Origin of the sequence: Vreelandella nanhaiensis, from assembly GCF_003990185.1 — a bacterium.
GTDB classification, from domain to species: domain Bacteria; phylum Pseudomonadota; class Gammaproteobacteria; order Pseudomonadales; family Halomonadaceae; genus Vreelandella; species Vreelandella nanhaiensis.
Map to the genome: position 1 here is coordinate 14942 of NZ_RZHF01000027.1, position 14638 is coordinate 29579.

The window sequence follows — 14638 nt, forward strand, 5'->3', positions numbered from 1 at the left end:
CACGTGAAATTTCGGACATTGCTATTTTTACCCCTATTGGGCTTTTTTGGTTTGAGCTTTTTCTTTTATCAGGGCTTATCAATGGATCCTAGCGCCAGAGATTCACCCTTGTTAGCTCAGCCGTTTCCGCCATTCAGCCTGACAACGCTGGAAGACCCCTCAAGGCTCGTTGATGAATCTCTTTTTAAAGGAAAGGTGACATTAGTCAATGTGTGGGGAGAGTGGTGTCCGACTTGCAAACATGAAATGCCGCAGTTATTGGATTTAGCCGCGCGAGGCGTCCGCTTGGTTGGGATCAACTACAAGGATACCCAGGCAAAGGGGCTCGAGTTTCTTGACGAGTTCGGGAACCCTTTTGAAGTCAACATCTTTGATCCAGAGGGTAACCTAGGTTTTGAGCTAGGTGTGTATGGCGCCCCAGAAAGCTATCTGGTCGATACCGAAGGCACTATTCGTTACAAACATACAGGTTACATAACGTCTGAAGATGTTGAGCGAGTCATCCAAGAAGTCGAGAAGTGGAAACGATAAAACGGTTATGAAAACGCATTATTTTTTTATTAATGACTCCATCTGTAACGCTAAGTTAAGGAAGGTATATGTTGCAATACCCTCAAATTGATCCGATCGCCATCGCCATAGGCCCTCTTCAGATCCACTGGTATGGCTTAATGTATGTCATCGGGCTAGTCGCTGCTTGGTGGTTGGGTCGGCATCGAGCCCACCGACTCGGCCTAAGCCACGATGATATGGGCGACCTGATCTTCTACGGCGCCATCGGCATCATCGTTGGCGGCCGTCTTGGCTATGCGCTGTTTTACGGGCTCGAACAACTGCAAGCAAACCCCCTTTGGTTATTAAAAATCTGGGAAGGAGGCATGAGCTTTCATGGCGGCCTTGCCGGTGTATTAGTGGCTGCCTGGCTGTTTGCTCGCAAACATCAACTGGCTTTTATTCAACTGACTGACTTCATTGCTCCGTTAGTCCCGATCGGCCTGGGAGCGGGTCGCCTCGGTAACTTCATCAATCACGAGTTACCGGGAAGAGTTAGTGATGTACCTTGGGCAATGGTGTTTCCATCCATGATGGAGCTGGGCCCAGAGCCACGCCATCCTTCGGCTCTCTACGAGTTTGCCCTTGAAGGTGTCGTGTTGTTTGCCGTGCTGTGGTGGCTATCGCGCCGACCGCGTCAGCGAGGCCTCATCTCTGGGTTGTTCCTGCTTCTGTACGGAGCCTTTCGCTTCATCGTGGAGTTCGTGCGCCTCCCAGACCCTCAGTTGGGATTCATCGCTTTTGGCTGGTTGACCATGGGGCAGCTGTTGACACTACCGATGCTCATAGCGGGTTTTGCTCTGGTCGCTTGGTCCAGACGTCAGCCAGTGGATAAGCCAAAGGCGGCGTTAAACTCATGAAACAAGTCTTCGCTTTTCTAATGGTGGCACTCTTTATAGTCACACCGGTAGCGGCACGTGAAGAGATATTTGGGGTTGGTGACAAAAGCTCCCCTTTTAACCGTTCGACGCAACGTGACTTTCTACCGGCTACAGAAGCCTTCCGAACCACCGCTTGGCGAGACGATGATCGGGTTTATGTCGGTTTCACCGTCGCCGAAGACTATTACCTTCATCGGCATCAGTTTGCGATTGAGAGTCTCTCTCGAAGTATCAATTTCGGAGAGCTGGCTTTGCCACCTGGTGAGCCAATGTCGCACGCATCTTTGGGGGACATTAATGTTTTCTACAATCAGGTGTTGGTGAGTGCGCCCATCGAGGCGAGCGAGACCGTGATCGGACCGTTGGCCGTCGTGGTGACCTTTCAGGGCTGTTCCGATCAAGGACTTTGCTATCCACCCGAACAGGTCGAACTTATCTCACCGTACGGCTCCCCTCCGGCGACCTTCGCCACCAGCCCCTCCCTTGGTACGGCGGATAGCACCAAAGGCGCTCCTTAAATGAATCCCGCCGACCTGAGCCTGCCGCCGCTGGCGGCGGCCTTCGTCTTCGGCTTGCTGGGAGGCGCGCACTGTATCGGCATGTGTGGCGGCATCATGAGTGCCCTGACCTTTGCTGTGCCCCCCAGCATGCGACAACCTAGCCGTTTAGCAGCTCTGTTGCTCGGCTATAATTTAGGCCGTATCAGCAGCTACATGATCGCGGGTGCCTTGGTGGCCCTGCTCGGTTCCGTGCTCAACCATGCATTGGACAGCTTCGCCCTGGTATTGCGTATCCTGGCGGCGGTCATGTTGATACTGATGGCGCTTTATATCGCCAACTGGTGGAAGGGCTTGCTACGTATCGAGGCACTAGGGCGCGTTCTGTGGCGCCGCATCGAACCAATAGGACGTCGCTTGATGCCTGTTGTAAAAGTGCCCCAAGCGTTCGCACTTGGCTCGCTATGGGGCTGGATGCCTTGTGGGCTAATCTATTCGATGCTGGCCTGGAGTCTGGCCGTAGCCGAGCCATTGCGTGCCGCCGCGATGATGGGGGCCTTCGGGCTCGGCACCCTGCCTGCCGTCCTAGCGACCGGTGTGGCAGCGCGCCGCGTCTCAATATGGATACGTAGTCCTGCGACTCGTACGCTAGCAGCGCTGCTAATTATTGCGTTTGCCGTCTGGCAACTCTGGTATTTGGAATCCATGATAGGGATGGTGGATACGCACGGTGCCATGACCCCATCGCAACATTAATGATGACCTCGCTTATCATTAATCTCGACGTCTGATTTTCTAGATCCAAGCGATTCGATGAGCTCCTTCAGGCTGAAACTTTCAGTCATCTTGTCTTGATTCATATTATCTATCCAGCGCGCTATCACCTGGAACTCTTGAGCCCGCAAGTAAAGACGTCCCCTTTGAGTGGCGAGTGGTACTGGTTCAATAAACTCTGCAGTGCCTTGATCCGCCCAAGATAATATTTGCTTGATCTCTGGAAGACTAACACCCAGCGAACGCAGGCAATCGATAAAACGTAGGCGCCCCAAGGACTCTGCATCGTAGAGTTGATAACCGTTGCGCGGGTCGCGGTGCGGTTGCAATAACCCTTCCCTTGTATAGTGGCGTACCGTTTCTGCCGTTACTCCTCCCGTCTGAGCCAGCTCTGAGACTCGCATTGGCTTATCCTCATTCGTTTATTCGTAGCCAGCTTACAACCGTTAGGCTGCCCAAAGGTCAAGTCTTCAGCTGAGCGCTCATGACAAACATTTAGGTTGTATAACGAAATTTAAAATGAGGCCTTGACCTTAAAGTCTGCTTTAAGGATATCTTAAAAAAGCACTTCTGCCACAGGATAAAAAACCGTAATCAAGTCCTACCACCAGCGCGTTTGGCAGAGTGACTCACACACAGAGGAGAGTGTCATGCGTAAACGTAATACTGCGATCCTGTTTACTGCCATTGTTGCTGCCAGCAGCTTCGGAGCTAGCTCGCTTCTTGCCCAAGAAGAGAATCAACAGAAGCCGATGGAGGGCAACGCCATGCATAGCAATATGATGCAAGCAGGGGGTATGCACGACATGATGGGCGATATGAAGTCCATGATGGAAAAATGTAACGCCATGATGGAAAACATGCAGCATGAGAACGACGACGCTTAAAGCGGCTCGGATAGGGTTGCTTGTACGCAAGCAACCTTTTCATCATGCGGATAGCGTCGCTTGGACCTTCCTCTCTGATATCTAACCGGACACACAACATATGAAACATTGGAAAGCGCTTGCCGTTACGTCTTTGCTGGCTTTTCCCGTATCGGGATTGGCGGCTGATATATCAGCGACTCTCTACAAAAATCCCAATTGCGGGTGTTGTGCCGAATATGCCAAGTATTTGGAACAAAACGGCTTCGACGTGGAGACGATCGACACCCATGATCTTGTTAAAATGAAAGCCGAGTATAACGTCCCTGAAGAACTGCATGGCTGCCATACCACGGTCGTAGGGGACTATCTCTTCGAAGGGCATGTGCCTGTTGAGAGCGTGACCCAAGTGCTTGATGAAAAGCCCTCTATCATAGGGCTGAGTGTGCCGGGAATGCCGCTTGGCTCACCGGGCATGTCGGGAGAAAAGCGTGGCCCGTTGGAAGTCTATGCCATCGCCTCGCAATCGACTGAGACCCCCGACATTTACGCGACTCACTAAAGGATAGTGCGGCGATGAAACACCCCATCCTGACAGGACATTTCGTAGCTGTATTTCTGATGACTGCCACATCCCTTGCCATGGCCGCCCCGTCAGAAAGTTCAGGGCCACAGGGGTTTCTTCTCTGGGCTACCCCCAACGATGTGGCACAAATCAGCTTCGAGGATAGCGACGGTACCCCTTTCACGTTGGCTGACTTTGAAGGAAAGCTGATTCTACTCAACATCTGGGCAACATGGTGCGGGCCTTGCCGAGAGGAAATGCCCACTTTAGATGCCCTACAAGATGAGCTTGGCAGCGATGATTTTGAGGTGGTCGCCTTATCGATCGACCGTAAGGGGGTCGAGATTGTTAATGAATTCTATCAAGAGATAGGCATTGAACATCTGGCTCCCTATATAGATAAAACCGGAATGGCTAGCGCAGATCTTGGGGCCGTAGGTATTCCCACGACGCTTCTACTTGACCGCCAAGGCAAAGAAATTGGGCGCCTCGTGGGGGAAGCCGAGTGGAATACTCAAGACATGATCGACTTTCTTGCCGAAATGATTGCAACCAGATAATGAGGTAGCACCATGAGTTGTTGTGACGACAAAACCCAACAGGGCAAACAAAAATCGGGGCTAAATGGCTTTTTGACAGGGTCACGCGGCCTGATGTTGCTGGGTAGCGTGGCAGTGGCTGGCGGCCTTGCTTTTGGCTGGGATAATCTGGTTTTGCTAGGCATTGCGCCTATTCTATTGAGCCTATTGCCATGTCTCATTATGTGCGGATTAGGCCTATGCATGATGAAGTGCAAAGACAAAAAAGGTGAAGCGACCGAGCAAAGCGACGCTACCAATGTTCAGGCTCGGGTAGAAGACGCTTCAGAAGTGAATGCCGGAACAGCGCCTACCACTCGCCAACTAGTCGATCAAAGCGAGTCAATCAAGCAGTCCTCATCTAAATTCCAAGCCTAGCCATGGGTAAAGGGTAATGCTTGAAGTAGCCAATATAGGACTGGTCACTGCCTTTCTGGCAGGCCTGATCTCGTTCATTTCGCCCTGTGTTTTGCCACTTGTGCCTGGCTATCTTTCTTTCATGACCGGCCGCTCGCTCGGACAATTACAGGAAGCGGATAGACGAGAACGTCTGCGGGTGTTAACCCAGTCGATATGGTTCGTGCTCGGTTTTTCAACCGTTTTTTTGTTGCTGGGAGCCAGCTCCACTGCCATTGGTCGTCTGCTGCTGGTGTATCGCCAAGAAGCAAACCTAGTCGGTGGCCTTATCGTCGTCCTGTTTGGCGCCTTCATGACCGGGCTCATGCCATGGCGCTGGTTTCATCAAGAATGGCGGTTTATGGGTCGACTGAAGGACGTCGGTGGAACCCGCAGTGCAGCTTACTTACTTGGTTTAGCGTTTGCATTTGGCTGGACCCCCTGCATTGGCCCAATTCTGGGTGCCATTCTTACCGTCAGCGCCTCCACGGCCAACGCCTGGAGCGGGATGGCGTTGCTCGGCGTTTATTCTTTGGGTCTGGGCGTGCCCTTCATGCTAAGTGCCCTTTCACTTGATCGCTTCATAAAGCACCAGCAGTTCTTGCGCCGCTGGGGGCGCTTTATACATATCGCGGCTGGATTGATCATGATTCTGATGGGTAGCTTAATGATCACTGGCAAACTATCCGAGCTGTCATATTGGTTATTGCGCACTTTCCCTGCCCTCGGTGTTATCGGTTAATGGTTATTTAAGGAAATATTGAAATGTACAACATCAAGAGTCGTTTTTTACGTGTCTTCTTGCTGGCAGGTTTGGTCGCAGTCAGCCTTGGCAGCACCAGTACGGCCTTGGCAACCGAAGAAGGGTTGCTTTCATTGCATTATGACGTAACAGGCAAACGCCTGTTTAAGATTGAGGCCAACCAGCTATTTCAGCGTACCGACGAAGGCATGGCTTGGAATGCGATTCCCTTGCCCGAAGACGTGACTGAAGGCCAGTTGCTAGCGGTATCGGTTCCCTATACTGACTCGCAAACGCTCTATATTGCAGGCACCTCAATTGGGGTGCAGCGTAGCACCGACAATGGAGAAACCTGGCAAGAGCTCAGCGCTAACCTACCTAGCCGGGAGGTGACTGCGCTAACCGTGCATCGCCGCCAGGACGAAACACTTTATGCGGTGATTGCCGAAAACGGCATCTACCAAAGCGAGGATGCTGGCAACACCTGGAAGAAAATGGACAGCGGCCCTTCACAAAAGGTTAACCGACTCGTTCACTCGGACATGGAAGGCAGCATGCAGACCGGCTGGCTTTACGCGGTATCTGACGATGCGGTGCGTCTATCGATGGACTGCTTTTGCGGCTGGAGACCGACCGGAGAACTTGATGCTGGCAGCGTCTATGATGTGGCATATAGCCTTGACAACCCAAAGCGAGTCTATGTGGCTACTCAGCAGGGCCTATGGCGTAGCGAAACGGGTGGACAAGAGTGGCAACCAGTAGCTGGTGACGGCACAGTACTCGTTGCGCTTACCCTCTCCCCCAAAGGCACGCTCTATGGTTTAAACCAGAAAGGGAAGCTTCTACACAGTGAAGACGAAGGCCAATCATGGACTTATCCCGATGCGTAAGCGCTGGTTTTTCATTGCCTCATGGCTGACGTTAAGTGTTGTTGGTGTGGGGCACGCTATGGCTGAGGGCCGCCCTTCTTCAAACGATACGCCTCAGTTGGATGACGGAAAAAAAGTTTACCGACAATACTGTGCCAGTTGCCACGGTACACAAGGCGAAGGCATGCCCAATTGGCAGCAGCAAAATTCCCGGGGAGAATTACCCGCCCCACCACATGGGCCAGAGGGACATACTTGGAAACACTCGAATGCGATGCTTTATCGAATCGTAGCCGAAGGTTGGCGCGACCCCTGGAATAAAACCGATAGACTAACGATGCCAGCGTACCAGGAAGTTTTGGCTCCCAGCGAGATACGCGATGTGGTGAATTATCTCAAGACCTTATGGACACAAGAGCAAAGGCGTCACCAAGCAGACGAAAGCGAGCAAGCTCCATTCCCTGAGTCATCTGTAGCAACGCCCGAATAATGGCACATATGAGGCTGTTGTTCTCTTCATATTTACAATTCATCCTTTGTCACGCCAGCTAACCAAAGCCCCTGTCATGCATTTTTTACGGTGGGGCGTTGCTTTTCTAGCAGCTTACATCATACATTTAAGCTCGCCGTAATTGCCATCGATACGCAGTGTAACAGTCACCTCCTGGTCATTTCGGTTGCGGAAGAACCAGCCATGGTTGCCCGTAAAGGCGGCTTCCAGCTCCCTCTCATTTTCGGGAACGCCGCACCCCTTTTCGTAGCTGGTGGAGTTGCCACCGACGTCGCCGTAGGTGTCTCTTCGTTAGTGGCCGCTTGTGGCTCAGCGCGCCGCGTTTCTACCAGTGACTCCGCGAGCTGGCGTGACCCCTTATGTGTGCTAGCGGATTGGCCTGTCCTCGGACTTCCCTATCAGCGCTTGATGCGGAGTTGTAGTAGCCGCGCTATCAGTGTCCCCTAGGCACGCGTCAGGTAGTGGACGCTAAACAAGCTATTCGCATCGGTCCAGGACGAGAGCGCCTCAAATCCCGCACGACCAGCCAACGCCTGAAACCCCTCGACCGTGTATTTATACGAGTTTTCAGTGTGAACCGTCTCCCCTTCCAGAAAACTGAAGCGCTCCCCTTCAATAGTGGCGACTTGAGACTACTGACTGACCAGATGCATCTCGATACGGGAATACTCTTCGTTGAAGAACGCCTGGTGGGAAAAATTCGCGGGATCTATTTTAGCAGTTCACATGCACAACCGTTTTTGAGGGAACGGGCACACCCCTGCTGTTTCATGTCTATTCTAGTACTACTGCCCAGGCTGCACTGTATTGGCAGAAAAAATCATTGTTGAGTTCTGTTCGAGTGAGTGTCCTATTAGTTTCTTGCGTTCGCATCCGTCCAGAAAAGCCACGTTTGTTGGCCCCAACCAGCTCGTGCGCCACAGCTGTCGACCATAAGAATGCAGTTCGATGCCACTTAGCTCCGCCATGATCGGATCCAGGTCGATGGTCTGCCCGGCGCTGCGGAATGACAACTAGCTGACGGTGTTTTTCCGTGTAGAGTACGCGACGTACTCCTCATTCTTGACGGCGAGATCCTAGCTATCCTGCACAAAGTCTTCATATAGACTCGGCGCTCGTAAGTTTTTCTCACAGGCCGTTGAAGCCATTACCCACCGAGTGTCTGGTCCTGGTTTTTAAACCAAGCGAGTGCGTCCTCAAAATGGTGCGGTGCAAAGTCTGGCCAATATTCCTCCCTGACATAGAAATCCGCATAAACTGATTGCACCGGGAGAAAACCGCTTAAGCGCGATCCCCCTCCCCAGCGTACTATTAAATCCAGACGTGAAACTTCATCTGAACGCAGGCCACCGTTTTTAAGGCCGGCTAGATCCCATTCCCAACCATAGTTGACGAGTAAATTCACTTTCATTCCAGCACCTTGGCGCTGCCGGAATTCTTTTAATTCCTCGGGGAATTGTGCCGAGGTCTCATCGCCGACAACAAGAAGCGCGGCTCCACGGCGTACGATCTCTAAAGCGAATGTAACGGTGGCCTCGCTGAATGCTTTTTTCTGAATGGAAGGCCGTTTGGTGTTGTCCTGGGTAAAACAGAAGATTGTTGTTTCCTGAATCCCGCATTCTTTACATTTCTCGTACAGCAGCAATCCCGGGTCGATACCATGAGCATATCCGGCTTCTTTGGGCAGGTCATGATCCAGGGCCCAGCGACGGTTTCCATCAGGAATGAAACCGACATGACACGGAATATTATTTTTCGCCATTCAAACATCCTTTCAATAGCTCGCGAACGGTCAACTAGAGATTCACCTCAATAGCCTGTCGGCTTTTGCAAGACGCAGCGGGGTTGGCTTATCGCCGGGCAGTGCCAGAATAGCCCGAATGGATCGCCAGAGTTGGCGCGCATCGCCTTGCATAGTTGAATGTTCAGGATGAAAGCCTTCCCGAGCTGCTGTTTCTAGAATCAAAACGCAAAGCGCACCCCGGTCATAAGTAGCCACTGTTCGGTCTTCTCGCCGGCTGCAGCCATGATGTCTTCAGTTTCGCCAACGAAGGACTGGTAGCGTACGCCTATATAAGGGGCAAATTCCCGCTTGATTTCATAGCGCAGGCGCAGGTCCAAGTCGGCATTGGTCATGCCAGACCCGAGATTCCGTTCAGGAATGTCCTGAGCCGCAAAGCTCATTGCCGCACGGGGCTGAAGCACCAGACGCTGGGTGATACGGAGGTCGTACTCTCCTTCGAATTCTAACGTCAGATCCTCGTCCTCGGAAACATACAGCGAACTATCGAGTTCGAGCTGATAAGGGGCCAAACCTTGCAGCGCGAGCACATACGACCAGCGATCCTCGTAATCATCGGGGGTCCATTCGTTAGCGTACTGGACACCGGTCTGAACGCTCCAGAAAGGTGTAATAAGCCGCGAATAAAGGAAATCGTTCTCGCTTTCCCCTTCGTTGGCGCCATCGAAAATCGCCTCCCCCTCAGTCTTCCACCAGAATAGGTTGATATCACCACCGAACCAGGCATCAGCTTCCCAGCCTAAGTTACCGGGGGCATCATCATCCGTAACACGGTACTCAAACTGGTCGAAGCGCACGAACCCAAACAATTGGTCGTCGGGTACCGGGTCGGGGAAGTGCGAGGGTGGGTCGCTTTCCGCATAGTTGAACACCTCATCCAGCGTCATGCCTTCAGGGAGCGGCGGAACTTCAAGATCAGGCGTTGAGCCTTGGTGGTACTTCGCGGATTCCTGATGGACTGGAAGATCCGAGGTGTTCGGCATATTTCCCATGCCGGACTTATTCTGTCCCATCGCAGGGGCGGAAAGTAGAGCAGCGACGGCCATCGCCGTTAAGAGGCGAGTGCTATGCATCAGCATTGATCGATCCTCCTTCCAAGGAACGGACAACAGCGACTGTACGAAACATGCCTGCCTCCATGTGATAAAGCAAGTGACAGTGGAAGGCCCACTGTCCTGGTGCGTCAGCGGTAATGTCTACGGTCAGCAGTTCAGCCGGCTGAACATTTACCGTGTGCTTGCGCGGATTGGTGTCGAGGTCGCCTCCTGCATATAGGTCCATCCACATGCCGTGCAGGTGGATTGGGTGACTCATCATGGTGTCGTTGATCATATTTATGCGCAGACGCTCACCATACTCGAATCGGATCATGTCCGACTCGGACCATTTCTTGCCGTCGAAGCCCCAGATGAATTGGTGCATGTTGCCCGTCAGGTGCAGGTAGAACTCCCGGGTCGGTGGGCGCCTAAGCGGGGGGCGTTCCAGAGCCCGCAGCTGACTATACGTCAGCACCCGCCAGCCATCATCCCCAAGGCCTGCCCCAGGATAGTCCAGACGTCGGTAGGCGGACTGAGCCATGGTGATACTGGCCGGGCCATGACCGGATGGGCCGTGTTTGACGCGTTCTACCAAATTTTCGGTCGGTAACCCATTGGCAGCATGCCGACCCATCGGCATCACCATGCTGTCGTGTGCACCATGGTTCATCCCCTCCATGCCTTCCATGCCTTCCATGCCTTCCATGCCTTCCATGCCTTCCATGCCACCCTTCATCATCATGCCCATGTCGGCCATGTTAAGCATGGGCCTGCGTCGGGGCTCGGGAATGGCTGCAGACATGCCGACCCGTGAAGCCAGGGTTCCGCGGGCATAGCCGCTGCGATCCATGGTTTCTGCAAAGAGCGTGTAAGCCTGGTCGTCAGGCAAGGTAATAATCACATCGTAGGTCTCGGCTACGGCGATGCGAAACTCATCTGTTTCGACCGGTTTGATATCTTGACCATCAGCCTGAACAACGGTCATCGGCAGGCCTGGAATGCGAACATCATAGTAGGTCTGGGACGAGGCATTGACGATACGCAGCCTAACCTTCTGGCCGGGTTCGGCAAGGAACACCGGGTTCTCGTCAGCCGACTTGCCATTCATGAGGAAGGTGTAGGTGGCACCTGTGACGTCGGCAATATCGGTAGGGTCCATCCGCATCCCTTGCCAGGACAGTCGTTTGCCAATGACCTCACCCAGCGCCATGCCCGTTGCCTGCATCTGGTCATCGATATTTGCCAGGGTCGGCCGCTGGAAATTGTAATAGCCCTCTATGGTTTTGAGATTACGGAACACATTATGAGGGTCTTCAAATGTCCAGTCCGACAGGACAACCGTATGCTCAACGTCGTAATCAACCGGGTCTGTTTGGGCGGGGTCGACGATTAATTGACCGTAGTGACCGAGTTGCTCCTGAAAGCCGGAATGACTGTGATACCAGTAGGTACCGTTCTGTCGGACCGGAAAGCGATAAGTGAAGGTCTCGCCTGCGGGAATACCGGCAAAGCTAATACCTGGCACACCATCCATGTCGAATGGTAAAAGAATGCCATGCCAGTGAATTGAACTCGATTCAGGCAGGCGGTTATGGACGCGTATCAGCGCATCCTTGCCTTCTGTCATGCGGATGACCGGTCCGGGGATAGAGCCATTAATGGTAATCCCCCTGCCAACGCGGCCACCGATTAGCAGATCCTGGTTTTCGAGATAGAGATCGATTCCTTCCTCTGCAGTCGCATCCAGTTCACCAAAGTTTCCAGAACGAGCAACATCGGCATTCAACGCCCACGCTGGGCGGTTGAGCATCAGGTAACTGGCTAGTGTTGATGAGCCTGTTGTGACGAGGAACCTACGACGCGACATCGAACTTAGCTCGCTAAAACGGCTTTGATCTTTCATTAGTACCTCCTTGTACGCTTGATTATCCTGACGACGGCGGACCCAATGAGAGGTATCGACAGGCGAAGAGTTCATATTGGGGTAAGAGCTGGACAGCGGCATGGTATAATTGCTGCCCTACCTCCCCACCCTCTGTTATTTTTATATCTTTCAACTGAGCAATAGCGAATTCTATAAAAGCAGGCACAGCGAATCCGGAGGTCGTCATGCCTGCTTAGCCATTTTCTAGTTTTAATATATACCGATAATTTCCGTATTGGAACCGAGCTCGGAACGGATTTTTTCCCCAACCGCAACACCTTCCAGCAAGTTACGCTCAGAGACCTTAAACGGCATGGTCATCGCGGGCCAACCAAGCGCTTCAACCGGGCCATGGGTAAGGGTTATCTGCTGCTGTTCAGAGTCGATCGCTTTTATGGTGCCTTCGCCCTGGACCGCTTGAGCATCTTGAGAATGATCCCCATTATCATCGTGCCCCTGGCTGTGATTCGTATCAGCGGCGGCAGGCAGCGCAAGAAATGCAACAGCCAGAGTGGCGGCTGCTAAGAGGGATCTAATAGGGATCATATCTGTATCCTCATAATATGTTTTTCCAACAACAGGGCAGTAATATACCCACGTCGAGTTTGGCTGGTAGTGTCGCCACACGCTAAGCCCTGTGAATATTCATCCGCACTTCGGTGTAGCCCGTTATCTTATCTTCCCGGTGACTACTTCAGTCAGGGTTGGGTTCGGCGGCCACCCCGCCACCTGCGATCCACCAATTCAAGGCCAAAACCATCGGGCAGGCCCAGATCAAGAAACACCAGTTTGTACTCCTCGCTACCCATTAGTTATTCAACGTCCGCCGCCGTATGCTGTGGCAGCACCCGATACCTTTCATCCACGAGGGCTTCGGTCAACTGGCCTGTAATCCTCTTATCCTCTGCGAGCAACAAGCGCCTGACATGTCACGCTGGCCTTCTCTCAGTGTGCATGGCCGTCAGCATAGTGATCATCCAGCTCTGCTTCATTCCGGTCAGGCGGAGTAGACTCGCTACTTGATATTTCTTCCGTAGTGCCTGATTCCGGTGATCCCATCATTCCATTCATCTCCCCATGGTCATGATCGTGGCCGTCATCATTGGAGGCTTCAACTTCATTGGTAGACGAGTCTATCATTCCACTCATGTCCCCATGGTCATGGTCATGACCATCGTCCTGGGCGTGCCCATTACCAGTCTGTCTGCTTGATGACGTCTCATTTGGCCGTATCAAAGCGTTATATTCCTGCTCTGAAAGCTCGGGCAGCGTCTTAAGGAACGCCACCATTTCCCAGAGCTCTTCGTCCTCGTGTGTTGCGCCCCAAGCCGGCATGCCAGTCATTTTTATACCATGCTTAACAATCCAAAATTGCTCAGCCGGTCCCCAATGGCCCTGTTCTGTTAAGTTGGGCGGCATAGGATTGAGCCCTGCACGTAGTACCGTGTCCTTGAGACCGGGCTTGAGGTGGCAGGCAGCACATAGCGAGTCATAGGCACTCGCGCCCTGCTGGATCATGTCGTTATCGCTCAAATCCGGAACAGTCATATCTCCAACAGCTGCCTTGACCGAGTTATGCATTGTTGTATGCAATGTCCATTTCCCGATTGCTGTATGGTCATTACTCGCAGCAACGTTATATATTCCACTATAGACGAAGGCGGCTGTGCCCACGGCTAGTACGATTAGCGCTAGAATTGCGCCAAGAAGTAGTCTCATTACTTTCCCTTTTATAGCTTTCGTCTAGTCAGAACCACGGTAATCCCCCCGAAAAACCAGGGTGCTCAAAAGTAGAATTTTCCGTAAGCTAAACGCAGGGAGATTCTGCATGAAAAAATCACGTTTTTCTGACAGCCAAATACTGTCAATCCTCAAGCAAGCCGAAGGCGGTGCCCCGGTTCCGGAGCTATGTCGTGAGCACGGTATGAGCAGCGCGACCTTCTATAAGTGGCGAGCTAAATTCGGTGGTATGGATGCGTCCATGATGGCACGGCTAAAAGAGCTAGAGGATGAAAACCGACGGCTCAAGAAGATGTATGCCGAGGAACGATTGAAAGCGGATATCCTCAAGGAAGCCATCGAAAAAAAGTGGTGAAGCCGTCTCGTCGCCGTGAGATGGCGCAGAAAGCCGTCATGGAAAAGCACGTCAGCATCCGCCTAGCCTGCTGGATGTTTAGCATCAGTGAAAATTGCTATCGATACCAAGCGAAGCTCCGCGGCGAGAACGATCAAATCGCCGACTGGTTGATCACGCTGACGCATAACCAGAGAAACTGGGGCTTTGGCTTGTGCTTCCTGCACCTACGTAATGTGAAAGGCTTTCGTTGGAACCATAAGCGGGTCTACCGGATTTACCGAGAGTTGGAGCTGAATCTTCGGATCAAACCGAAGAAACGGTTAATCCGCGAGAAGCCTGAACCTTTAGCGGTGCCTGAAACGATTAATGACAGCTGGTCTATGGATTTTATGCATGACCAACTGAGCGACGGTCGTCGCTACCGTCTACTGAATGTGATCGACGACTTTAACCGAGAAGGTCTTGGTATCGAAGTAGACATCTCGTTGCCTACTGAACGAGTTATCCGGGCGCTAGACCAGATCATTGAATGGCGTGGTAAGCCGCACTCTATTCGTTGTGACAACGG

General features: G+C 52.5%; 17 protein-coding genes and 2 pseudogenes. 12 read left to right on the forward strand and 7 right to left on the reverse strand.

Annotated elements, in window-relative coordinates; all coding sequences use genetic code 11:
- The first annotated feature begins 3 nt into the window (after positions 1-3).
- From ELY38_RS16780 to ELY38_RS16795, 4 genes are all read left to right on the forward strand, one after another.
- Positions 4-531, forward strand: coding sequence for a DsbE family thiol:disulfide interchange protein (locus ELY38_RS16780; protein ID WP_053856991.1), 528 nt, complete (start codon positions 4-6; stop codon positions 529-531).
- A gap of 68 nt (positions 532-599) precedes the next feature.
- Positions 600-1412 carry a prolipoprotein diacylglyceryl transferase gene (gene lgt, locus ELY38_RS16785; protein WP_022522187.1) on the forward strand — a complete coding sequence of 271 codons (813 nt, stop codon included), beginning with the start codon at positions 600-602 and terminating at the stop codon, positions 1410-1412.
- The gene (locus ELY38_RS16790; protein WP_022522186.1) at positions 1409-1951 is read left to right on the forward strand and encodes a protein-disulfide reductase DsbD domain-containing protein; all 543 of its coding nucleotides are present in this window, start codon (positions 1409-1411) and stop codon (positions 1949-1951) included. Before lgt ends, ELY38_RS16790 begins: the two co-directional genes overlap by 4 nt.
- Positions 1952-2686, forward strand: a complete 735-nt coding sequence (locus ELY38_RS16795) for a sulfite exporter TauE/SafE family protein (protein ID WP_113271216.1) — start codon at positions 1952-1954, stop codon at positions 2684-2686. It abuts the gene before it with no gap.
- Here the strand turns inward: ELY38_RS16795 and ELY38_RS16800 are convergent.
- Positions 2683-3108: a MerR family transcriptional regulator gene (locus ELY38_RS16800; RefSeq protein ID WP_035563000.1), complete on the reverse strand. Its 426-nt coding sequence runs from the start codon at positions 3106-3108 to the stop codon at positions 2683-2685. The two genes, ELY38_RS16795 and ELY38_RS16800, sit on opposite strands and share 4 nt — an antisense overlap.
- Before the next feature lie 246 nt (positions 3109-3354).
- Here ELY38_RS16800 and ELY38_RS16805 point away from each other — a divergent pair, with 246 nt between their 5' ends.
- From ELY38_RS16805 to ELY38_RS16835, 7 genes are all read left to right on the forward strand, one after another.
- Entirely contained in the window at positions 3355-3591 is a 237-nt protein-coding gene (locus tag ELY38_RS16805) for a hypothetical protein (protein WP_035562998.1), read from the forward strand.
- A gap of 100 nt (positions 3592-3691) precedes the next feature.
- Positions 3692-4132, forward strand: a complete 441-nt coding sequence (locus ELY38_RS16810) for a DUF411 domain-containing protein (RefSeq protein WP_113271215.1) — start codon at positions 3692-3694, stop codon at positions 4130-4132.
- A gap of 14 nt (positions 4133-4146) precedes the next feature.
- Positions 4147-4695: a TlpA family protein disulfide reductase gene (locus ELY38_RS16815; RefSeq protein WP_101146722.1), complete on the forward strand. Its 549-nt coding sequence runs from the start codon at positions 4147-4149 to the stop codon at positions 4693-4695.
- A 12-nt stretch (positions 4696-4707) separates the two neighbouring features.
- Positions 4708-5091 carry a hypothetical protein gene (locus ELY38_RS16820; RefSeq protein WP_101146723.1) on the forward strand — a complete coding sequence of 128 codons (384 nt, stop codon included), beginning with the start codon at positions 4708-4710 and terminating at the stop codon, positions 5089-5091.
- 16 nt (positions 5092-5107) lie between these two features.
- Entirely contained in the window at positions 5108-5851 is a 744-nt protein-coding gene (locus tag ELY38_RS16825) for a cytochrome c biogenesis CcdA family protein (RefSeq protein ID WP_113271214.1), read from the forward strand.
- A 23-nt stretch (positions 5852-5874) separates the two neighbouring features.
- Positions 5875-6741 carry a WD40/YVTN/BNR-like repeat-containing protein gene (locus ELY38_RS16830; RefSeq protein WP_113271213.1) on the forward strand — a complete coding sequence of 289 codons (867 nt, stop codon included), beginning with the start codon at positions 5875-5877 and terminating at the stop codon, positions 6739-6741.
- Positions 6734-7210, forward strand: coding sequence for a c-type cytochrome (locus ELY38_RS16835; RefSeq protein WP_113271212.1), 477 nt, complete (start codon positions 6734-6736; stop codon positions 7208-7210). The genes ELY38_RS16830 and ELY38_RS16835 overlap by 8 nt, the downstream gene beginning before the upstream one ends.
- A gap of 464 nt (positions 7211-7674) precedes the next feature.
- On the opposite strand, the pseudogene ELY38_RS19595 reads toward ELY38_RS16835, so the two are convergent.
- From ELY38_RS19595 to ELY38_RS16870, 6 genes and pseudogenes are all read right to left on the reverse strand, one after another.
- Positions 7675-7944 (reverse strand): annotated as a pseudogene (locus ELY38_RS19595) (L-histidine N(alpha)-methyltransferase).
- A 434-nt stretch (positions 7945-8378) separates the two neighbouring features.
- A complete protein-coding gene (locus ELY38_RS16850; RefSeq protein WP_113271211.1) occupies positions 8379-8993 on the reverse strand; it encodes an undecaprenyl diphosphate synthase family protein in 615 nt (204 codons plus the stop codon).
- A gap of 200 nt (positions 8994-9193) precedes the next feature.
- Positions 9194-10105: a copper resistance protein B gene (locus ELY38_RS16855; protein WP_185859006.1), complete on the reverse strand. Its 912-nt coding sequence runs from the start codon at positions 10103-10105 to the stop codon at positions 9194-9196.
- The gene (locus ELY38_RS16860; protein ID WP_222845167.1) at positions 10098-11972 is read right to left on the reverse strand and encodes a copper resistance system multicopper oxidase; all 1875 of its coding nucleotides are present in this window, start codon (positions 11970-11972) and stop codon (positions 10098-10100) included. Before ELY38_RS16860 ends, ELY38_RS16855 begins: the two co-directional genes overlap by 8 nt.
- 231 nt (positions 11973-12203) lie before the next feature.
- Entirely contained in the window at positions 12204-12539 is a 336-nt protein-coding gene (locus tag ELY38_RS16865; protein WP_113271210.1) for a copper-binding protein, read from the reverse strand.
- A gap of 399 nt (positions 12540-12938) precedes the next feature.
- Complete coding sequence (locus ELY38_RS16870; protein WP_241524669.1) at positions 12939-13541, reverse strand: c-type cytochrome; 603 nt, start codon at positions 13539-13541, stop codon at positions 12939-12941.
- Between the two features lie 280 nt (positions 13542-13821).
- Here ELY38_RS16870 and ELY38_RS16875 point away from each other — a divergent pair.
- Positions 13822-14638 (forward strand): annotated as a pseudogene (locus tag ELY38_RS16875) (IS3 family transposase); the annotation flags it as partial.

Bases quoted from the DNA above. Each gene is read 5' to 3' on its own strand.
- lgt (WP_022522187.1), top strand. From the start codon at position 600: ATGTTGCAATACCCTCAAATTGATCCGATCGCCATCGCCATAGGCCCT.
- ELY38_RS16790 (WP_022522186.1), top strand. From the start codon at position 1,409: ATGAAACAAGTCTTCGCTTTTCTAATGGTGGCACTCTTTATAGTCACA.
- ELY38_RS16795 (WP_113271216.1), top strand. From the start codon at position 1,952: ATGAATCCCGCCGACCTGAGCCTGCCGCCGCTGGCGGCGGCCTTCGTC.
- ELY38_RS16800 (WP_035563000.1), bottom strand. From the start codon at position 3,108: ATGCGAGTCTCAGAGCTGGCTCAGACGGGAGGAGTAACGGCAGAAACG.
- ELY38_RS16805 (WP_035562998.1), top strand. From the start codon at position 3,355: ATGCGTAAACGTAATACTGCGATCCTGTTTACTGCCATTGTTGCTGCC.
- ELY38_RS16810 (WP_113271215.1), top strand. From the start codon at position 3,692: ATGAAACATTGGAAAGCGCTTGCCGTTACGTCTTTGCTGGCTTTTCCC.
- ELY38_RS16815 (WP_101146722.1), top strand. From the start codon at position 4,147: ATGAAACACCCCATCCTGACAGGACATTTCGTAGCTGTATTTCTGATG.
- ELY38_RS16820 (WP_101146723.1), top strand. From the start codon at position 4,708: ATGAGTTGTTGTGACGACAAAACCCAACAGGGCAAACAAAAATCGGGG.
- ELY38_RS16825 (WP_113271214.1), top strand. From the start codon at position 5,108: ATGCTTGAAGTAGCCAATATAGGACTGGTCACTGCCTTTCTGGCAGGC.
- ELY38_RS16830 (WP_113271213.1), top strand. From the start codon at position 5,875: ATGTACAACATCAAGAGTCGTTTTTTACGTGTCTTCTTGCTGGCAGGT.
- ELY38_RS16835 (WP_113271212.1), top strand. From the start codon at position 6,734: ATGCGTAAGCGCTGGTTTTTCATTGCCTCATGGCTGACGTTAAGTGTT.
- ELY38_RS16850 (WP_113271211.1), bottom strand. From the start codon at position 8,993: ATGGCGAAAAATAATATTCCGTGTCATGTCGGTTTCATTCCTGATGGA.
- ELY38_RS16855 (WP_185859006.1), bottom strand. From the start codon at position 10,105: ATGCATAGCACTCGCCTCTTAACGGCGATGGCCGTCGCTGCTCTACTT.
- ELY38_RS16860 (WP_222845167.1), bottom strand. From the start codon at position 11,972: ATGAAAGATCAAAGCCGTTTTAGCGAGCTAAGTTCGATGTCGCGTCGT.
- ELY38_RS16865 (WP_113271210.1), bottom strand. From the start codon at position 12,539: ATGATCCCTATTAGATCCCTCTTAGCAGCCGCCACTCTGGCTGTTGCA.
- ELY38_RS16870 (WP_241524669.1), bottom strand. From the start codon at position 13,541: ATGACTGTTCCGGATTTGAGCGATAACGACATGATCCAGCAGGGCGCG.